Raw genomic sequence first — 19,799 nt, forward strand, 5'->3', positions numbered from 1 at the left:
ACCCGCGCGAACAACTCCCACAGCTCATCCGGCACCAGACGCTCCACAATGTCCACGGCCGCAGACTATCGAACACCCCAAATGAGACGACGTCTTAGAGGAGATGCAGCCGCGACACAGAACCCGGCTCCACCGCCAACAACCGACGCACCAGCACACCCCGCTCGTCGGTGTGGTGGCGGGTATGGGTGAGGACGGCCGGTTGGCGCCACCAAAGCCACGAACCTACCGAGCCGCCGCGAACCAGGACAGCCATTCCAAACTTTGGAAATGGGCAGAGTGATACACGCTCATTTCCATTCTCAATCACACCTTCCGGCAGCCGACGAAGAACAACCTCCTGACTGCTTTCGTACCTTCCGGGCATTTCTGAGGGATCCAGCGGCCCTCATAGCAGGTAAAGAGGATCCGCCCGTCCTCGCTAGCCTTCATCTCCTTGTTCTGCATTCGGCACTCCACTGAAAATGAAGCGGCGGGAAAACCCGCCAGGGGAGGGGGTAGAGGAGGTCATCACCAGCCGTCCCGTAACCTCCGGTTACAGCCTCGCCAACCTGCGTGCGGACTTCGCCCCGTTGGCCAGCACGGCCGGTGTGGGGGTCGGCGTGGGAGGCGAACTCGAGCAGCAGACGGCGGCGGACCTGCGGGGCGTGGCCGCCGCTGATCCAGTCCGCCCACAAGCCTTCGGGGCGCAGGTCGGTGGGGAGGGTGGCGGTGTCGTGAAGGGTGGTGGCGAAAGCGCGGGCGTCGGCGACACGGTGGTGGTTCGAGATCGACCTCGCGCTCTGACCACCACATCACCGGAATTCGTTGTAATGGAATGATGCGCTCTGTCTGGGAGAGCAGGGCACCCGCTTCCCAGACGGGAGTAGATTTTAAGTGGCAGGGGAATCGGGTTCGTTAACTTCCTCAGATTCTTCGGGCTGGTCAGACGCGGTCACTGAGAGGGCAGGTTCCCCGCCTTTCCTCCAGGTCGCCGATACCTTAAGGGTGGTCTTCCCGCCCGCGCTCGTCACTGCACTCACCAAAAGTCCGGCCTTGATGGCCAGTTCGATTCCGAATTCGAGCGTAACCTCGTCCGGGGCAGCCTTACGCAGCCCCGAGCGCACACTGCCGACGATGGTCTCCAGCGTGCTGGGAAGATCATCCAACCGGTATCTGCCACCGAACGCCGTATCCCTGGGCCCGCCACGATCCTCGATGCGCACCCAGAGACTTCCCTCGGGTGTCTCAACCTGAACAATCTCTGACAATTCTCCTCCTTGATGATGTAATGCTCAGGAACTGCATCGCGTCTAGAGGGGTGACGGCCGGTGAACAACAATTCTCGGGTGACGGGCGCAGAAAGGATCTACCTTTCTGACGTCGAGCCGCACGCGGCGGCACCGATTGACAGAGCCTCAGATCTACGGTCGCGTGTACTACTGCACGTTCTCTTCGCGGACACTCTACTGATCGGGGACTCCCAGAGCCTGAACAACAAGTACTTCCGCGCGCTCGTCTCGCCCCAGGAAGCTGAAAGAGTCGAGAAGGCCTCTGCAGGCGCAGTGCTCCCGGATCTCGCCCCGCTGCTGGAGGAGGGCCGGATCTGTGTGGCTCGCCGGGCGGGTTACACGCTACGCAGCATCAGGGACGAGCATGCGACGAAGAACGTCGAGAACGTCCCCAGTCCCGACTATGCCGACCAGTTGGACGCGATGACAGCCGCACACATCGTGCCTTACGAGGGACAGGTTGTAGCGGCTGCCTTCAAATCCGGTGTGCTGCACCGGCTGGAGCTGGGGCTCCAGCCGGCTCAAGGCGATACTCGGGCAGTCTTAGACGCCGCTCTGCTGTGGGCCAGGGACCAAGAAGTGCTGTACTACAAGTCGCTCCGTGACTGGCTGTGCTGCTACCGGGAAACATCCCAAAGGGCGAGCGCGGGAGTCGTACTGGCGCTGCAGTCGGTGGACGACTGGGCTGGTGAGTCCTACCGGCAGGCTCTCCCCAGCGTATTGGACGTCGGTATGGCGAGCCCGCGCGATGTACCGGAAACGATCCCGGCTTCGCGAAGCCGCCGGGTCCTGGAACAGGCCGAGCTGCCCGCGGCGGTGCTTGACAATTTCCTGCTGTCGCAGCTCCCTGTAGAGGTTTTGTTCGAGGCGACGGCGCAGCCGTCACGCAGCGCCTTGGTGCGGGAGCTGGCACGGCTCCGGCGTGGCCTGCAGCCGGACGTCTCGGTCCTGCGGGCCGCTGTCGACGAGTTCAGCTCGTGGATGCTGGAGGCGTTCGACCGCACATTCCGTGCCAGTGGCGGCCGGGCATGGGACCACCTACAGGGCAAGACACGTCTGATGCGGTTCGGCTTGGATGAGGACCCGGCTACCGGTCGGCTGGGGGCGGGGCTGGAGATCCAGACGGCAGCTGCCGGCAATGCCGGGACCCTGTCGTTCCATGTGGTGAACCGTCCAACCGGAGCAGCGGAGGACGACTGGATGCAGGCCGCCCGGCGACCGGTGAAGGACCTCGATCCGCTCGACCGGGTGGTCACCCTCTAGCAAACTGGCGGCAGCGTATTCCGCTCGGCCATCACCAGGGCGTAGGCAGCGATAGTGACGCCACAGGTGATCCTCCCTTGCCTCAGCCATCCCGGCATCTCGTCCTGCGAGACCCACACCGGTTCGGCCACCGACTCCATCGCCTCCGGCCGGGCGGCGTTGCGTTCCGCAGGAAGCACGGTGGCGCAACAGACGTGGATACCGGTCTCGATCAGGCCGGTATCCGCGTGGAGCAATCCGATGTCCTGCACAGAAGAGGCCTCGAGTCCGGCCTCCTCCCACAGTTCACGCACGGCCGCCTTCTCGGGGCGCTCACCAGGCTCGCAACCGCCGCGTGGGAACTCTAGGGAGGCGGCACCCACCGGATAGCGATAGGTAGGCACCAAAGCCATGCCGTCCGGCCCCACCGGTACCACCACCACCCCCGTCTGCGCCCACTGCCACCGCAAATAGTTACCCGGCAACCCGCCCGGCGAGACAACGTCGTCGTTGTACAGCCGCCCGAAGCGGTTGCTGAAGACCTCGACGGCCCGCTGTCGCCGGATCGGCGCGGGAGACCCGGAAGTCTCGCGATCGGTCGACATATCGCTCCTGCCTGGAATGTCATGGACTACCCGTGCGACGGTCCTCATCCTCCATGATCGTCCAAGGATTCCAGCTGCCCCAGCCAGGAAGCACGCTCATGGGAGAACTCACCGAGCTCACAGCACAGTCCAGCCAGCGCACGCAACGATTGCCGCTGCGCTGCGAGCCGTGCGGGGTCCCCGCCTGGAAGCCCCTTGCGCAGGTTCGCGGCCTCCCTCATCGCGATATAGGCCCGGCGATACTGATCTGCCCTGATAAGACCCCTCGCATGGCTGTGCAGCCTCTCGGGAAGCCTCGCAAGGTACCGCCCTGGCTGTCGCTCGGTCAATTCGCGGAGCAGCGCTACAGACTCTTCTCCGGTGACGACGGCAGCCTCGATGAGGCCGATCTCTTGCTTGCACTCGGTGAGTACTTCGAGGCAATTCAGCATCGTGTCGTCCTGCCGGGCACCCGGACTCGCTTGTTCGCACAACAGCACACCCCGAGCGGCCTCATGGGCAGCCACGTGCACCTGGCCGTCCTCCCGGCGCAGCAGTGCGAGAGTACTCAGGGCCGCTGCGGTGTCCAGGAGGTACCTCTGCCGCTGCAAGCTTCCCTCCTCGGCTTGCGCCAACAACTGCTCGTAGAATTCAACCGCCAGCCTGCTCTGTTCCAGCGCGGGCCCTGTCTGCCCCGCACGGTGCAGCAGCAGACTTAGGTTGTTGAGCGCCGCTGCGTACTCGGCCATGTGCCGTCCGGACTGGCGTACCAGGTCGCGGCTCAGTGCGACAGCCTGGCGCGCCGGCGCCAGCGCCATGTCGTTCCGCCCGGTGTCGTCGAGTCGGAGACTGTAGTGGGAAAGGCGGCGCAGTCTGAGGAGTTGGTCTTCCTCGGTGAATTGCGCGCTCGGCAGATCCAGCAACCGGCCGAGGACCACCACCGCGACCGAGGACAGGCTCGAAGGGTAGTCGGGCAACCTGCTCTCGACTGAGGCGAGCAGCGACGGCTCGCATACCTCCAGAACTGGCAGTATGAGGTCGGCCAGCGGCTCGGCATGGGGCAGCACACCGCCCGTGATCACAAGCGCGGGCAGCAGCACCTCCGGATGCTCGGCGACAACCTGGCCCAGGGCCGCGTCCAAGACCGGGTGGGCAGGGTGTTCCTCGACTCGTCCGACGCCGGTACAGCCACGGGCTCGGGCGAGCACTTCAACGGAGTCCACAGCCGCCGCGATGCGCGCCGCCTCGGAGGCGGGGTGGCACGTCTGCAGCAGCGCGGCAAGGTAGGCCGTGGTGTGCCCTGAGCTCTCCGGTGTGCTGAGAACCCGGCGGACCAGAATCTCGCCGATCCGGTCCGGCTCCAGCGGGGCCACTTGATCACCTCCGGCGGGATAGAGCATCCGCAGAGATGCCTGGACACCGAAAATGTTGAGCGCCTGCTGCCCGGGAAAGGCCGCCGTGTAAACCCTGTTCAACACATCGGTGAGATCGGTTCGGGGCAGTCCCGGAGCCAGGGTAGGGACAAGCAACAGTCCTTCCGACAGGCGCTCACCGCTCTCGCCAAACAGCGCCGTCTCCCCGGGCAGGCGGGCCGCAAGCAGCCCGTGCCAGCCCCGAATCTCATGGTCGCAGATCCGCTCCAGCGGATCGTCGACTTCGGACCAGGTACCGCCCTGCTCCAAAGCAAGGACGGCATCCAACGCAAGCGCGAGCATGCCCAGCAGCGAGTCCTGCTTCTCAGCGCGTGCGTCCAATGATTCCGGCGCGGCGAGCCACCCACAGCCGAGGCGGTCGGCGAACACCGTAAAAGCCCTGGAGACCAAGGAGGTATTCCCCGTAGCCACGATGGTCCTGGGGAGCTGTACCACGCTCGCATCGGCCAGCGCCCAGTCGTCGACACGGCGTCGGAGAGCCTGCCACAGCGGTTCGTCCGAGCGGGCAAGGAGCAGCAACCGCAGCCGCATCCGCTCGGGACCATGCCGGTCCACGTGCTCCAGTTGCGCACAGATGTCATCCAGTCGGGCCTGGGCGTAGTCAACGACGACCAGTACCGGGATTCCGGCAGAGAGGGCATCGGTGAGTTCACCTAGCCACCCCTGTCGGGCCAGCGCCCCTTTGTCCGCAAACCCAGCGATCCAGCCACGATCGTGCATCTCGCGGCACAGTTCAGCAGCGAGCCTGGTCTTGCCGGAGCCCCCCGGCGCGTGCAGCAGGCGCAGCAAGTAGTCCGGTTCGCCATCGCACCATGCCCGCAGATCCGCGAGCTCCGGGCGATCCTCGAAGGGCATCGTGCCATGGGCGAGCAGCTGCGCCGGGGTCACACGAGGTGCGGCGCGCCGCCGGGCAGGTCCGAAGTGACCGAAGAGAGCGGTCTGCCTGCGGGAGCGTTCCAAAGCCACGTCGCACCATGGAGTACCGGGCCGGTGGGCCCGGTCATTGCGCTCCGCCAGCTCGGGGAAATGGCTTCGTACGGCATCGACGGGGATCAGCCAGCCGCCAAGGTCGTACTGCTCGTCGCGCGACGCCTTGAGTACGCCGCACACCCGCCCGGTACGGACATCGAGCACCGGGGCGCCACTGAAGCCCTGCACAACCTGGTCCCCCTGGAGCCGCACGAACTGTCCATCCGGCCCAGCCACGACGAGGCGCAAAGTGCCCCGCTGCACGCCAGCTTCCAAGGCTTGCTCGTTGAATCCATGGACAGCCACCTCTCCGCCCTGCAACGGTCCCTTCTCCCCGAGCCACACCCCGATGCCGGGCAGGCGCTGACAGAGACGGAGCTCCGCGAGATCCGGGAACTCATAGATGTCATTTTCACCGCCGCTCTCCGGAACCATGCGGACCACTTCGGCGTCGATCGTGCGCCCCTGCACCGATACCGAAACCGCCTCGCAGCTCTGTACGACATGCGCGCAGGTCACGACGGTGTCTTCGGAGACCAAGAATCCGGAGCCGTGCGGGTCGTCCACTGTCCCTACGCCGACCACTTGCCCGACGGCCAGCCGATTCAATTCATCCCGTCTCCGCCATGCCTCATCGTCAGCAGCCATGCCCTACTCCTCCGGGTCGGGCAACCAGCCTTCCGTGCGCTGCCACCGGAATCCAGTAGCCACGACTGGTGTCCGCCGATCTGCTTCGCCGAGACCCGCGGGTCCCAGGTCGAGATCGTCGAGAACATCGGACGCGCGCTCCGTCCCCACCGCGACGGGACCACGAAGGTGGCGCGGATCATCGTGCCGGTCTTCCTCGAGCCAGGGGAGAACCCGAAGGACATGGTGGCCTCCGCCGGCTACAAGCCGCTCGTGGCCGTCCTCAAGGGCCTGCGCTCTCACTCGGAACGACTTGTCGAGCAACTCGTCTCCCGCGCCCTCTCACGCAGCCAGCACGAACGCCCAGTGCACGTCCAGCGGGACGCCGACGGCCGGATCGTCGGCGGGGGCGGCACAGGCGACGGCGCGGGCCAGGAAGCCGGCGCCAAGACGCCATCGAGTCCGCGCTGCTCCACTTCCCCACCCCGCGCGACGCGGCGACCATCGCCGCATTCCTGCGCACCCGGGTCTACCGGCCCGAATCCCTGGTGTGGCTCGAGGGCTACCAGGCTCTCCTGCGGTAGCGGGCCGAGAATGAGATCACCGGCCTCTACGCCGTGTGCGATCTGCCGGTTTCGTGTCAGTGCACGACCTGGGCATCTACCGCCCCATGTCAGCACCCCCACCCCCAAGCACCGTCCCATGTCAGTGAGCCGAATCCGAGTACCGCCTCCACCAGCACAAACGGCATTACCTGACGCAACGTCACTGACATGGAAGCGACGCATCGCACGTAGCGCTCCAACTCCGGGTCCAAGCGCCCGCCCGAGTACGAGCGGACCTCCGCCGCCGACATCGCCCTGTACGCGGCCAAGACAGCCACGCGCTCCCCCGCCTGAGGTAATCAGGCGCCGCCGACGACGCGGGCGCCGCAGACGGCCCCACAGCCGGTTTCGCGTCCGTCTCCGGACTCCCGCAGCCCGCCAGCAGCAACAGGACTCCCACAGCCCCAGCCGCCCGTAATCCCGTCCGACGAACCCGCACCCGAGCCTCCCGACCTGCCGATGATCACGCCACCGTAGCGACACCCACAGCAGGCCAAGCACCCTCTGGGCACCCCGCCCAACACCAGCCGGCGCAGCACCCTCCTACCCCTACACACATATAAGTCCGGCTACTCACCAGGCGGAAAACACACCCTGACCAGGCAAAATGCAGGCCCCTCGGAAATACAGCTTCCCCCTAGGCTTCCCCTAGGCGTACCCCCCAGGTTTCCCCCGAGGCTTCCCCCCAGGCTTCCCCCTCCAGATTCCCCCCAGTTGACCGAGGCGGAGCCGGCGCCGGGAGACTGACCGCATGACCGAGCGCCGCCCACTGGGCACCGGCCCCCGCCCCACCACACCCACCACCGAACCCCCCGGCGCGCGCCGAGCCCGACTCGCCGCCGAAGGCACCGACACAACCCCACCCGCCCAGGCCGCCACCGACGAGCACCAGGCCGTCCAAGGCCGGCGCCCCCTCGGCCCCGGCACCACCGCGGACCGCGACCGCGGCTGACCCCAGCGCATAGTGCGCGGCCGCGCACCCCGCAGGCCAGGACCGGGTGCGCGGCCCCGCGCACCCGCGCACCACTCGTCAGTCACCACTCACCGAAAACGTCACCGGACAACTCACCGGTGACCGCCCTTCCCAGTCACCACCCCGCTCGACAAGCCAGGCTTGCCCAGCCGGCAGGCAGTTACAGCACGGTGCCGTCCAGGGCATAGCGGCGGGCCGTGAGGCCGTGCTCCAGGTCTTCCCCGATCTCGTTGCACAGCAACGCGAGGACATCGGCTGCCTGCTCGTCGGACAGAAGGCGGGGGCGACTTCGGGCATCAGTTCCCCTATGGCGTACGCGCTCGCGGCGAGGCGGTCAACGAGAGCGCGCATCGCGGCGATCGTCGATCCGCCGGCGGATCGACGGGGGGCGGGGGCGGGGCGGTGCGGATGTCGCGGACGGCCTGGCGGACCACCGCGCGCACCGCGGGCTCGTCCGGGGCCGTCAGCGCTGTGGGCGAGTGTGGTGAGTCGGCGGGTGATCAGCTCCGCGACGTCGCCGCTGCGGCCCGAGACGGCGATCAGGGCGCGCTGGGACAGGCCCGTAGTCGAGCGCGGCCGCGGTGGCGCGGAGCGCTCCCATATGAGCCGGAGTGTCCCAACCGCTTGCAGTACGCTCGCCGGACTTCGGCGCTTTCACGGTCGCCGCTGCCCGGGTGGGCGCTGGCCTGTCAACATCGCCACCTAACCGTAGCCAGGCGACTGCACCCCCTCTTGGACCACGGGGTGGGCGCTTTGGCGAGACTGTGATCCGCAGGCGCGTCGTGCGCTTTCGAGGGTCGTCGACGGCGTAGAAGACTGGTGCGCCGCCGGGCCTCGGCATAGCCATAGACGACGCCTTCGAGCCAAAGTGATTGAGATTCTCGGTGTCAACCTGGGCTGGGGAGTCCTCACGGCGCCGGGTGGCGGAACTCAAGAACGTCCAGCCGCTCCTGCCCCCCGTCAGACCTCGGGCAGCAGCGGCCGGACATGATCCACTGGTCTTCAACCTCTACTGCTGGACGCGGCTGGCGGCGTGGGCGTTGTCGTCTTTTGCCTGGGCGCGGGTGCCCGGGGTGACGCAGACAAGGTCGCTGGCTGTTGCCTCGCGCCACACATATCCAGACTTGCAGGTGGAGTCGCTGGGGCTGACCCGCCTCGCCGCGGCGTGGGCGTTGTCGTCCTGTGCCTGGGTGCGGACCCCCGGGGTGACACAGACGTGGTCACCGGGGCCAGTGCCTTCACGCCATACATACCCCGACTTGCACGTGTCCGAGTTCTGTGCGCCCTTTTGGACGCGGCTGGCGGCGTGGGCGTTGTCGTCTTTTGCCTGGGCGCGGGTGCCCGGGGTGACGCAGACAAGGTCGCTGGCTGTTGCCTCGCGCCACACATATCCGGACTTGCAGGTGGAGTCGCTGGGGCTGACCCGCCTCGCCGCGGCGTGGGCGTTGTCGTCCTGTGCCTGGGTGCGGACCCCCGGGGTGACACAGACGTGGTCACCGGGGCCAGTGGCTTCACGCCATACATACCCCGACTTGCACGTGTCCGACTGCGAAAGAAGCTTCGGGGATGCGGCGGCAGTTGGTAGAGCAATGCTCCCGACCAGTGCGATTGCCGCTGCCGACGCGGCGGCGACAGCCGGAAGATGTCTGTGGACTCGGGCCATGCCTTTCACGCTCCCTGTCTCAGAATCTTGCGTTCGCCGAGACGTTCGTCAAGCCACGATCGTGGCGCCGCGTCCCGACGGGACTCAGACGTAACGTATGCCTTCGACCTCACCTCCGAGAGAGGCGTATTGGTCGGGTCTCGCTACCGTCCTTGTTGAGTTTCGCACCGCACCGTGTAGCACGCATCTTGTACCTGGACGAGGGCCCCCGCTTCCTGCCTGCTCTCGACCTTCAACTGATTCTTTCGGCACGATGGACACGGGTACCCTGGCCAGGGGAAACCGCGTTTTCTGAGACAGCTACAAGACCGCCTCCGCTCCTCCCGGTGCGGCATCCGAGCAATCGGTCACAGGAGTCCGCTCTCGCGGTTGGAAACCCGCGCCGGGCGCGAATGAAGGGGTTGTCCCGACTGCCTTTAATGTCTCTCGACGACAAACAGCATCGTCAGGATGTGCTCCGCGGTACTCAGCAGGCAGCGGGCCAGCTGCAAGTCGCCTGCTGACGCGTGCTTGATGGCCTGGGCGCGTGACGTCGTCTGCATCTGAAGGGCGATGAGGTTGTCCGCCACGGTGCACGTCATCTTCGCCTCGTCCTTGTAACCGCGCATGATGTACCGGATCCTCACGGATCTGGTGAGTCGGCCGGACTCAGAGTGCCACTCTTTCTTGGGACGCCCTGAAGCAGGAAGCCACTGTTCTACCTCGCTATCGGGCGCGGCTGCGCGGATGGCCCGGTCAATGGCCTCGACCGCGCACTGAGCAGCCATTTCGGCAGCAGCCGGCGGAGCATCACGAACGACATGCCATCCGCCTTCGAGCATCTCTACAACCTTGGCATCGACGCCCGTCATCACCCTGCGGAGGTCCTCGAATGCGTCGAGCCGCCCAGCTTGCTGCGGAGTGAGGAGATCCTCGACCCGGTCGGCGACCTCCACCTCCAGTTCGGCGTCGTCGAGGACGGCAGGGGAACTGAGCGCATCAGCCCCTAGAAGCCCGTTCACGCCGAGACCGGAGTGCAGAGAAGAAGCAAGCTCGAAGCGGGTTGGGCTGTCTCCGAGACCGCCCACGTATTCCCGGTACTCCGACAGAGGGCGACTGCTGGCCTCCGAAAGCAGTCCTCGCCCGGTGTCGATCTGCGCCAGCCAGTCCGTCATGTACACCTGGCGGTGGACGGTGCCTCCGAGTGCCTTCCGGAAGCTCTCCGAGGCCCAGGGCGTCGGCATGGTGAAGGCCGGCCCCTTGACGATCTCGCTCATGACGTTCTGGATCTGCAGGGACATCCGCCAGGCCGACAGAGTTCGCGAACCGACGATCGCGTCACTGAGTGCGGTCGTAGCCTGCAGGTACTGGAGATGCTGCCTACCGGCCAACTGGTCCATCGACCGCAAACCGGCAACGTACGCGGTGACCGAGGACGGGATCATGGTCTTTTGCATGTCGGCAACGATCTTCCCGACCCTCAGCAAGTCGCGCTGCATAGCCGGAAGTAGCGGACCGAGCTGTAGCGTCCGGTAGAGGTCGCCATAGATCCGACTGGTATCGGTGATCTTCGCCACTGTCGACGCTGCCACATCGGAAGGCACGGGCTTCGACTCGACATCCTTTCCGGCGGCTGGCGTCTCGTCTTCTTCCCCATCGTCCGCTCCGGCGACGTAAACGGCCATCAGAGTCCCTTCGCTGGTCACACACTGCGATCCATGGAGAGTACGCGCCACTGCTCAGATTGATCTGAGGATTACCCGACCACAACACCAAGCGCTCCAGGCCCCAACTCGCGTGCACACTCGCCAACTGAAGCACTCAGTCACAGTGTGCCGAAGCACGATAGTTGTCACCATTGGCGGCCACTGACCTGCGGCATCAGCACGGCGAGGCACTGCAGTTGTCACCAGGTCGGCATGCTATTTGTCACCAGCAGCGCGGAAAGCATGGCAGTTGTCACCGGCTCCAGTGCTCCGCCGCCATGCGACCTGCACGACGGTTCCGTGTGACTGAGCTGCTCGGCATGGACTCATCAGCGCCTTCATGCCCACTGCTAGGAGTCGAGGGATGCGGTGTTGCGTCGGGTCTCCGCGAGGTGGATGTCGATGTACCGGGTGAGGATCAGCGCGTCCTGCGGCTCGTCAGCCTGGAAGGTGACGCGACGCAGCAGGCTGACTCCGTCGAGCGTGACGCCCTCGCGGGCGAGCACGAAGACGAGGGCGAGGAGAGCGGACCGGGCGTTGCCGTCGTCGAAGGGATGGAAGAAGCACACGTCGAGATAGGCACGTGCGGCGCGGGCAATGAGGGGAACGGGCCGATCGGCGTGGCGCGCGCTCTCGGCCAGGCAGGCGTCGAGGCGAGCTCGGGTGCCCGGGCCGATGCCATAGCGTTCCCTGCCCCCCTTGGCGAAGGCCGGCAGGTCGCGGAACGGCGGCGGCTGCGGTGTGCCCAGCACGTGCTGCTGCCAGAGCTGGAGCAGCTCGAAGTCGAGGGCGGCGCCGCGCGCCGCGTCGACCCGCAACAGGTCCAGGGCGGCGAGCAGGCCCCGTGCGCGGGCGGGATCCAAGGCGCCATCGAAGGTGTGTATGTCCTCCGCCACGCCGTCGCGCGACGGAACCACCGGTTCGTCCCCGCCGCCGTCCGGAAAGTCCTGCCATGGCACTGTCTCGCGCACCGCGAGCCAGCGCTCGAGGTGGTCCGGCGCGGGTCCGACGGATTGTGCGCCGTCGTCCGGCCGCAGCGACAGCGCGAGCCGCTCCGCGACGTCCTCGACCAGCACGTTGTCGGGGCCGGTCCAACTCGCGAACCGCCCGCCGATCGCCTCGTCGACCAGCTCTTGCGCGAGGTCGGGCGCGACGCCCCAGCGGCTGAGGAACCAGGTGAGCACTTGACGGCAGTGTCCGTGCCAACCGCTGCCGCAGCCTGTGCGGTCGGTCACCTGCAGGATCAGGTTCCGGGCGGCACGCTCCCAGAGGATCCGCTGGTCCTCGATGCCGGCCAGGTCCAGCGGGTACGCGTCGAACCACCCGGCGAGACTCTCCAGCCACTCGCGCCATTCGCGCAGCGCCGCGACGACACGGGCGAGCGTCTCCTGCGGTGTGGTGATCGAGTCCCGGGGGCAGCACCAGTTCCCGACGGGTCCTCCGTCGAAGTCGCCTTCGTCGTGCGACCAGCGCCAGCCCACGGTCCAGCGGCCGTAGTGCTCGGTGAGTGCCTGCGACATGGCGTCGGCCCAGGGTTGTCCCTCGCCCCAGCTCCAGGCGTGCATCGCCGGGTCACCGAAGTGGATGTCCGGGCGGCTGGGTACCCTCCGGGCGGGCCCGAGCGACCACACCACCTGCGGTGCCGACGCGCTGTCGAACAAATGGCGCGCGGGATCCACATCGTCCCAGGTCAGAAAACGGGGGGCCAGCTCGACAATCACCGCGCAAGCCTGCCACGTCGCCCCCACTGTGGTTCAAGCGAATTACCGCGGGAGGCGCCAGCCGAAGTGTTCAGTCTCATCCCGTCAGTCGCCCTGAGCGGGCCCGTGCCTCCGATCTTGGTGACAACAAGCATGCCTCTGTGACAACTACCGCGCTTCGGCTCACACAGATCGACTCCGACTCGGCTCTGCGCACAAGACTCAGAAGCTGAAGTCGACGTAGTCGATGTCGGTGAACTCCACCAGCAGTTGGTCGGCCCGCCGGCCGTTGTCCTTGAAGTAGACCTCCTGGAGGCCCTCCGCCGCGATGGCGCGCAGTTCGGCCTCGGTCGCGCCAGCGTACTGGGCGGCGAAGAGCCGCCCGGCGAACTCCGGGGGTAGGTGCTGGGTGGTGCGGCGCATGCGGCCGTCGTCGGTGGTGCCGGGCGCGGCGGTGAAACCGAAGCGGGCCCGGGTCTCGATGACGAGGCCGGTGGTGCGGGCGGCCTGGGCGCGAGCGCGCTTGCGGATTAGGGGCCGCCAGCGGCGCCGGACCTCGGTCTCCAGGCGCCCGGCGAGTTCGGGGCGGGGGGTCTTGATCTGGTTCTTGAGGCAGCGCTCGACGGTGCGCTGGGAGATGCCGAGCAGGACGGCCACCTCGCGGGTGGACTTCAACTGCTTGGCCAGGAACCGTATCTGGGCGCCCGCGGACTTCGGGGCCGGCCGGGTGAAGTAGGGCTCGTCCGCGCGCGTCAGGCTTTCGTCGACCATGCCCATCGCAGGTCACTCCTTCGCATTCTCGGCCTGCACGTTCTGTACGGCGGCTCTCGCGGCCGATCTTCTTCTCGGACGACGGGAGGGGCCGGGATGGGAAGATCGGCCGCGAGAGCCGCCCCTGGGCGGCTTCTTGAGGTCGCATTGGGCGAACCAGATGTAGGTTCTCACTTTCGGTGTCATTTCCTCAGATTGTCCAGCAGGCTGCACCGCTGCCCAGGGGCATCACGGACCTGCATCGGCAGCCATCCGTTCCACCCACTCGCGCACGGTCACGGCATGCTCTATGCGGCTGACGATGTCCTTCTTGGACGCCGTGTCCAAGGTCTCCGGAAGTTTGTCGAAGGTGTCGGGAAGGACATCGGCTCTCGACATGAAAAAGATCTTTTCCATGCTCGCCTCGTCCGGTACGGTCGCGGAGTTGTTTTCGCTGCTGGGAGGCCATGAGCTGCGCGCGTGGCCCCGGGTACCCGCCGACTGAGAGCAGGTTCTTTATGGCATGTCGTATCGGTGAGCTTGTGCTCGGTTGCCGCGACCCCGAACTGTTGGCGCAGTTCTGGTGCGAGGTCCTGGGCTACGTCGTGGTCGGCCGCGAGGAGGGCTGCGTGGAGATCGGGACGCCGGAAGGGTTCGGCGGTCCGCAGCCCACGATCTTCTTCAGCGTCCGGGACGAGCCGGAGCCGGGGAAGTCCCGGCTGCACATTGACCTCAACCCCACCGACCGCGACCAAGACGCCGAGCTCGAACGCCTTCTGAAGCTCGGTGCCCGCCGGGCCGACATCGGCCAGACCGGGGACGAGCACTGGCATGTCCTGACCGACCCTGAAGGCAATGAGTTCTGCCTGCTCAAGGCCCGCATCAAGCCGCTCTGACGCTCGTCCGAGGCTCATCGGTCACGCCGCGGCCTGCGGTGCCCCCGCAGCCGCGGCATGATCCGGGGTTGCCCGGAACCAGCACGCACCGCCTTGGTGCAGAGAAGGTCGAGCTCCATGAGCGCGGTCCCGGGACCGGAGACGTCCTGGACGGCCTTGGGGTACCCGGTGCCCTCGCCGCCGGCCTTGCGGACGACGGTGGCGTGCTTGATGTAGCCGGACTTGCCGGCCTTCTCCGCGAGCCAGAGCAGCGGTTCGCGCCGGTCCAGGATTCCGTGGGTGATCGCGTTGATCGCAGCGCCGGTGAGGAGGGCGCTGGCGGGGACGCGGTAGCCGAGGGTGCGGGTGACGGCGAGGGTGGAGGCGAGCTGCACGGCCGAGTAGGAGGCGACGTGTCGGCTCACCGAGCGGCGGCCGTACGCGCTGGCGGTGCAGGTACGGCCTTCGGGGCCGTGCCGCCACGGGTCCTCGGTAACCGGGGAGCCGTCGTTCTTGTAGACCAGGTGGGAGCCGTGCATGCCCTTGGTCGAAGCGTCGTGCGAGTTCTGGACGAACTGGTCGCCGAGGCCGTGGACCCCGTCGAAGACGGCGGTCAGGGCGGCGACCAGGGCGAGGCCCTCGATGGCGCGGAGGCGATCGGTCATGCTGGGTGTGCTCCTCGTCTCGGATGTTCGGGTGGGGTGTGCGGGGCGGCCGGCCTCTAGCCGATGCTGCGGGTGCCCCGTGATGCGCTTTCGCCCCCGGCCGGATTCCGGCCGGGGGCGGTGGTGTTCAGAAGGGCGGCTCGTCCCAGGCCGGGATGGGCAGGAGCCGGAGGCGGAGCTCGCGGCGGTGGGACCAGCAGCCGCACGCCTCCATCTCGGGGAAGGCGCCGCCGGTCCACCAGCCGCCCTCGCCGTGGCAGTGCGGGCAGTTCGGCCGGGGCTGGGCGGTGATCTCGATGCGGTGCCGGTCGGCGTGGAGCTTGAGGTGGCCGGCCTTGAGCAAGACGGCGGCCGTCGCTGCGGTGAGCGGGACGGCGGCGGCGAGCAGCAGGGCGGTGCGCGGGCGGCGGGCGGTCACGTCAGCGGGATGGCGCGGCAGGCGGTGGCGTGGTTGTTGGCGTCCGGCCGGATGCGGAACAGGCCGTCTTGTTCCGGGCAGGTGGAGGAGTCGCCGCAGCCGAGGCAGTTCCAGCGGTTGTTCTTGGCGTGCTCGCCGTGGCCGGTGACGTCGACGTAGCTGCCGCCGGTCGTGAGGAACCTGATCAGCAGGTTCTTGGGCCGGTCGGGCTCGGTGAAGGCGGAGGCGCGGAGGGCGGTGCTCATAGCGCGGGTGTCCTCTCGGGTCAGGCGGCCAGCAGGTGCTTGGCCGGGGGCGCGAAGTAGGAGCTGGGGTCGGCCGGGGTGCCGTCGTGGCATTCCAGGCCTGTTAACCGAACTAACTAAGCTGTCTTCGCAGGTCAGACCGGGTATCTGCTAGCTTCCCGATGTGCTTGATGAGCAGCGGTCCGGAAGGGACCTGAGGAACTTTGTTCTGCCTGAGTTAGGCCAGTTACTGAAGACGGAGATCCCTGGGAGCCGTACAGGGTGCTGGATGGACTCGGGAGGCCGGTCGAGCCCACTGCGCTCTACCTCAAGGAGCTGATGGCGAGGGACAGCTCGCCGTTGACGCCACGTTCGTACGGCATGGATCTGCTGCGCTGGTTCCGGTTCTTATGGGCGCTCGGGATCGAGTGGGACCGTGCGACCCGGGAAGACGCTCGGGACTTCATGTTGTGGATGAAGGTGGCCGACAAGCCGAAGCGTGTCCATTGGCGCCATCGCGGTAAGGCTGTCTCCAAGGTCCCGCCGCCTCGCAGTGACAGGCCGGCGCCGGGGACACCGAATCCGGTGACTGGTAAACCCACGGTCGGGACCAAGTACTCGCCGGCAACCCGTGCTCATTGCGAGACGGTGCTGCGGGAGTTCTACAACTTCCATCTGGATGAAAGCACCGGTTCGTTGCTGGTGAACCCCTTCCCGTTGGTCCGTGGGCGCCGCTTGGCCCAGCTCGGGACACAGCGTGATGGTGGGAAGAAGCACCGAAACCGACGGACGGGCCTCTACCGGCCGACCGTTCCGCAGCGGGTCCCACGGCGGATTCCCGACGAGATGTACACCAAGGTCTTCGCCGGGCTCCGTTCTCATCGTGACCGCGCCTTGCTGGCCTTCTGGGTCGCCACTGGCGCCCGCGCCGAGGAACTACTCACCGTCAAGCAGGGCGGCGCGGTTGTCGGCGAGCAGACCGTCAGTGTGATCCGCAAGGGCACCCGCGACTACCAGGACCTGGCCGCCACCCCGGATGCGTTCGTCTGGCTGCGGCTCTACCAAGAGTCCGCCTGGAAGAAGGGCGTCCCTCGGGGCCGCCACCATCCGCTGTGGTGGACGCTGCGGCGCCCATGGCGGCCGCTGGAGTACGACGCGGCGCGCATGATGTTCAACCGCGCCAACAATCTCCTGGGCGCCAACTGGACCCTTCACGACCTGCGGCACACAGCGACGTTCCTCATGCTCGATGACCCGAACATGCCGCCGGTTTACGTGCAAAAGATCCTCGGCCACAAGTACCTGTCGACCCTGGACATCTACAACCGTCCGACAAGGGACGACGTCATCAGAGCCGGAAGCGACCGCGGTCACGCGTGAAGAGGTCCTTGAGCGGCTGACTCGCCCACCGCTACAAGCTGTGGAACCCAGCGCCCAGGCGAATCGGATGTTCGGGGCACGCCTCCTGCTCGACTGGCTGATCACCTTTCCGGGAGAAACCTGGCAACAGCGCTGGCAGAGGAGCCCTGCCCACGGCCAACACATTGCGTCGCAGGGGTGGAGGGATGCCTTCGCAACCTGGGCCCGCCCGGGAGGGCGAGTGTCTCGCCGTGAAACGCTCCTCGTCGGGGTGCTGGCGCTCCTCTGCGCGGATGCCGTCAGACCCGACCCGGAATTCCTCATCGGGTCAAGATCGAGGCATCTTCGGCCGGCTCTGGAGACCGCACGCGACCCCGAGGGGTTCGCCCGCTTGAGGGCTTCACTGCCGACCAACATCTCGGCTGCGAATATCTCGTCCGGGCTGAAGACCATTGCGGAGATCATGGCCTGCCGAGGCGGCACCATCGAGGACGGGCCTTCCCCCGTGATGGTGGGCACGCGGTTATTGATCACGCGGCGAGTGTGAGTTTAGCCGCGTGGTGTCGTCGTTCGTATGCGTCGGGGCTGAGGTGGCCGTTGGCGGAGTGTCGACGGCGGGTGTTGTAGCGGGTCAACCAGGCAAAGACTGTTTTTCTGCAGGTGGCGGCGTCGCCGTAGTCGTGGGTGCCCGGGAGGGTTTCGCGTTTCAGGGAGGCGTGAAAGCTTTCGCAGGCCGCGTTGTCGGCGCTGGTGCCGACCGCGCCCATCGACCGGGTGACTTTGAGCTGGCCGCAGAGGCCGGCGTAGGCCCGGGATCCGTATTGGGCTCCGTGATCGGAGTGGAACACTGCCCCGTGCAGCGAGCCGCGGGTGCGGGCTGCCATCCGCAGAGCGTCGGCGACCAGATCAGTGCGAATGTGGTCGCCGATGGACCAGCCGACGATCTTGCGGCTGAAGCAGTCCAGCACGGTCGCGAGATAGAGGAACTTCCCGCCCGCGAGCGGGAGATACGTGATGTCACCCATGTACTTCCGCCCCGGCTCGGCGGCGGTGAAGTCCCGCTGGAACAGGTCTTCAACCGGCGAGGATGCCGGGCCGGGGACGGTGGTGCGCACGCGTCTGCGCAGGCGGATCCCGGCGATGGAATACGTCCGCATGACCCGGGCGACCCGCTTCTCGTTGACTTGCCGCCCTTTCTCGCGGAGCTCGGCAGTCACGCGCGGGGAGCCGTAGGCGCCGCCGGACTCGTCGTGGACCTCACGGATCTCCTCGGCCAGGACCCGGTCCTCTCGCTTCCGGGCGGCCCGGGCCTCGGCACCGGCGAGCCACTTGTAGTAGCTGGACCGGTTCACGTCCAGGACCTGGCAGAGCCGCTTCACCTCAAAGGTGGCCCGGTGGTCGTCAACGAACTGGAAGCGGCTGGTCACCAGTTCGTCTCTCCGGCGAAATACTTGGCCGCCTTGCGCAGGATGTCCCGCTCGGTGGCGAGCTTGCGCTCACTGGCCTCGAGTTCCGCCACCCGGGCCTCCAGCTGTCGGACCCGCTCGTCCGGATCCGCGGACGCCGCCGCCGGCTGGGCGGCAGGCCGCGCAGCCACGGTGGTCACGCCGAGGCGTTCGCGGTCCCGCAGCACCCACTCGCGCAGCGTCGCCCGGTTGATGCCCAGGTCAGCGGCGATGCTCTTGTACGTCGCCCCGGGTGTGGACTCGTACAGGGCCACCGCATCGGCCTTGAACTCGTCCGAATAATCCTTTAGCGCCATCGGCGGTCTTCTCGCTTCCTCCGGATCAAGCAGATCCAGTATCAGCGTGTCCACCACTCAGGGGGAGGCCCCGTCGCTGGACAGCGGAGTGCGGTCCGTGTAGCCGTTATGACGGGCCATTGATGTAGTTCCTGGGCTGGTTCTTTGACCTGGGTGTGTTCAGGTTGGTTGGCTGGTGTGCGGGCTGCTGGGTGTCTGTTGTGGTGGTCGGGGCTGCCCGATGGCGCATCTGGCGGCTGCGGGCAGGAGGGTTGGCCTGGGGTTTTCTCAGGTTGGCCGAGTTTTCCAGATGTGCGTAGGTGTTCTGATTTTTTGTGCAGGTGTGATGGCTCGTCTATAGGCAGTGGCGTGCGGGGCGTTGCTGCGTGGTGTGGATCCAGGCCCAGAGCAGGTCGTCGGGCGGGAGCACGAGCTGGCCCAGGCCGAGGATGTTCGCGGTTTGGTCGAGGAAGCCGTGGTCGGTCTGGGGGTGGGGTGTGCGGGCGAGGTGTCGGGCGAGGGTGACGGTTTCGGGGTAGGTGACCAATTCGCGTCCGGTCAGCGCCCATGACCTGCCTTGGGCGGGTGGTGGGTTGGTGTCCGCGAGGCGGGTGCGCCGGTGGTGCCAGCGTCGGGTGAGGTGCCCGGTTCCAGGCAGGCAGGGCCATTTCCAGGCTCCGAGGGCCGACACGGCACAGTCCGGCCAGAACGCGGCGGCCGGCCCGGTTGAGGAGGATCTCGGCGTCGGCGCGGGGGCCCGCGACCCCCAAGACGCGCGGCGCCTGGTTGGACCACTGCCAGCAGGATCGCAGTTCACCCGCGTCGATCGCGTACGAGCCCGCTATCCGGCCGAGGAACGAGAACACTGTCTCCTGGGCGAGCGGCGCCACCCGCAGCACAGGTAGGCTCCCGGTCACCGGGCCCAGTGGATGCCGAGTTCGGTGAGTGCTCGGAGTTGGTCGGGGTGGAGTCGGTCGCGCCGGGTCTTCTGGTTCATGATCCAGATTCCGGTGCG

General features: G+C 67.0%; 17 protein-coding genes and 1 pseudogene. 6 read left to right on the forward strand and 12 right to left on the reverse strand.

The features are described 5' to 3' along the window. Window positions 1–464: 464 nt before the first annotated feature. Complete coding sequence (locus ABZ934_RS32115) at window positions 465–821, forward strand: hypothetical protein (RefSeq protein WP_361319979.1); 357 nt, start codon at window positions 465–467, stop codon at window positions 819–821. Between the two features lie 51 nt (window positions 822–872). Here the strand turns inward: ABZ934_RS32115 and ABZ934_RS32120 are convergent, their stop codons facing one another. Next, window positions 873–1,250: a CU044_2847 family protein gene (locus ABZ934_RS32120; protein ID WP_361319982.1), complete on the reverse strand. Its 378-nt coding sequence runs from the start codon at window positions 1,248–1,250 to the stop codon at window positions 873–875. A 78-nt stretch (window positions 1,251–1,328) separates the two neighbouring features. Here ABZ934_RS32120 and ABZ934_RS32125 point away from each other — a divergent pair, with 78 nt between their 5' ends. Beyond that, on the forward strand, window positions 1,329–2,534 hold the full coding sequence (locus tag ABZ934_RS32125; protein WP_361319985.1) for a hypothetical protein: 1,206 nt from the start codon (window positions 1,329–1,331) through the stop codon (window positions 2,532–2,534). Here ABZ934_RS32125 and ABZ934_RS32130 read toward each other — a convergent pair. Together ABZ934_RS32130 and ABZ934_RS32135 are read right to left on the reverse strand one after the other, a co-directional pair. Next, window positions 2,531–3,118, reverse strand: a complete 588-nt coding sequence (locus tag ABZ934_RS32130) for an NUDIX hydrolase (RefSeq protein ID WP_361319987.1) — start codon at window positions 3,116–3,118, stop codon at window positions 2,531–2,533. The genes ABZ934_RS32125 and ABZ934_RS32130 overlap by 4 nt on opposite strands. 44 nt (window positions 3,119–3,162) lie before the next feature. Then, complete coding sequence (locus tag ABZ934_RS32135) at window positions 3,163–6,147, reverse strand: serine protease (RefSeq protein ID WP_361319989.1); 2,985 nt, start codon at window positions 6,145–6,147, stop codon at window positions 3,163–3,165. Between the two features lie 78 nt (window positions 6,148–6,225). On the opposite strand from ABZ934_RS32135, the pseudogene ABZ934_RS32140 reads away from it, so the two are divergent. Beyond that, window positions 6,226–6,707, forward strand: a pseudogene (locus ABZ934_RS32140) (helicase); the annotation flags it as partial. Between the two features lie 775 nt (window positions 6,708–7,482). Further along, a complete protein-coding gene (locus ABZ934_RS32145) occupies window positions 7,483–7,683 on the forward strand; it encodes a hypothetical protein (protein WP_361319992.1) in 201 nt (66 codons plus the stop codon). Between the two features lie 2,100 nt (window positions 7,684–9,783). Here ABZ934_RS32145 and ABZ934_RS32150 read toward each other — a convergent pair. The 4 genes from ABZ934_RS32150 to ABZ934_RS32165 all read right to left on the reverse strand — a co-directional run bounded on the left by ABZ934_RS32150 (window position 9,784) and on the right by ABZ934_RS32165 (window position 13,901). After that, window positions 9,784–11,052 carry a hypothetical protein gene (locus ABZ934_RS32150; protein WP_361319995.1) on the reverse strand — a complete coding sequence of 423 codons (1,269 nt, stop codon included), beginning with the start codon at window positions 11,050–11,052 and terminating at the stop codon, window positions 9,784–9,786. A gap of 350 nt (window positions 11,053–11,402) precedes the next feature. Then, a complete protein-coding gene (locus tag ABZ934_RS32155) occupies window positions 11,403–12,773 on the reverse strand; it encodes a Fic family protein (protein WP_361319998.1) in 1,371 nt (456 codons plus the stop codon). A 201-nt stretch (window positions 12,774–12,974) separates the two neighbouring features. Then, window positions 12,975–13,529: an XRE family transcriptional regulator gene (locus ABZ934_RS32160; protein ID WP_361320001.1), complete on the reverse strand. Its 555-nt coding sequence runs from the start codon at window positions 13,527–13,529 to the stop codon at window positions 12,975–12,977. A 222-nt stretch (window positions 13,530–13,751) separates the two neighbouring features. Continuing rightward, the gene (locus ABZ934_RS32165) at window positions 13,752–13,901 is read right to left on the reverse strand and encodes a hypothetical protein (protein WP_361320025.1); all 150 of its coding nucleotides are present in this window, start codon (window positions 13,899–13,901) and stop codon (window positions 13,752–13,754) included. A gap of 119 nt (window positions 13,902–14,020) precedes the next feature. Here ABZ934_RS32165 and ABZ934_RS32170 point away from each other — a divergent pair, with 119 nt between their 5' ends. Further along, on the forward strand, window positions 14,021–14,398 hold the full coding sequence (locus ABZ934_RS32170) for a VOC family protein (RefSeq protein ID WP_361320004.1): 378 nt from the start codon (window positions 14,021–14,023) through the stop codon (window positions 14,396–14,398). A gap of 14 nt (window positions 14,399–14,412) precedes the next feature. Here the strand turns inward: ABZ934_RS32170 and ABZ934_RS32175 are convergent, their stop codons facing one another. The 3 genes from ABZ934_RS32175 to ABZ934_RS32185 all read right to left on the reverse strand — a co-directional run bounded on the left by ABZ934_RS32175 (window position 14,413) and on the right by ABZ934_RS32185 (window position 15,705). Beyond that, window positions 14,413–15,042 carry a hypothetical protein gene (locus ABZ934_RS32175; protein WP_361320007.1) on the reverse strand — a complete coding sequence of 210 codons (630 nt, stop codon included), beginning with the start codon at window positions 15,040–15,042 and terminating at the stop codon, window positions 14,413–14,415. Between the two features lie 127 nt (window positions 15,043–15,169). Then, window positions 15,170–15,460 (reverse strand): hypothetical protein, encoded by a 291-nt coding sequence (locus tag ABZ934_RS32180; RefSeq protein ID WP_361320010.1) that lies wholly within the window; start codon window positions 15,458–15,460, stop codon window positions 15,170–15,172. Continuing rightward, entirely contained in the window at window positions 15,457–15,705 is a 249-nt protein-coding gene (locus ABZ934_RS32185; RefSeq protein ID WP_361320013.1) for a hypothetical protein, read from the reverse strand. Before ABZ934_RS32185 ends, ABZ934_RS32180 begins: the two co-directional genes overlap by 4 nt. A 261-nt stretch (window positions 15,706–15,966) precedes the next feature. On the opposite strand from ABZ934_RS32185, the gene ABZ934_RS32190 reads away from it, so the two are divergent. Further along, the gene (locus ABZ934_RS32190; protein WP_361320016.1) at window positions 15,967–17,064 is read left to right on the forward strand and encodes a site-specific integrase; all 1,098 of its coding nucleotides are present in this window, start codon (window positions 15,967–15,969) and stop codon (window positions 17,062–17,064) included. Window positions 17,065–17,573: 509 nt separating this feature from the next. Here the strand turns inward: ABZ934_RS32190 and ABZ934_RS32195 are convergent. Continuing rightward, a protein-coding gene (locus ABZ934_RS32195) for an IS3 family transposase (protein ID WP_361320022.1) occupies window positions 17,574–18,805 on the reverse strand; the annotation gives its coding sequence in 2 pieces (ribosomal slippage) (window positions 17,574–18,485 and window positions 18,488–18,805; 1,230 coding nt in all). A gap of 334 nt (window positions 18,806–19,139) precedes the next feature. Further along, window positions 19,140–19,475, reverse strand: coding sequence for a hypothetical protein (locus ABZ934_RS32200; RefSeq protein WP_361320019.1), 336 nt, complete (start codon window positions 19,473–19,475; stop codon window positions 19,140–19,142). Between the last annotated feature and the right edge of the window lie 324 nt (window positions 19,476–19,799).

The organism is Streptomyces sp. NPDC046557 (assembly GCF_040645975.1).
Taxonomy (GTDB): Bacteria; Actinomycetota; Actinomycetes; order Streptomycetales; family Streptomycetaceae; genus Streptomyces.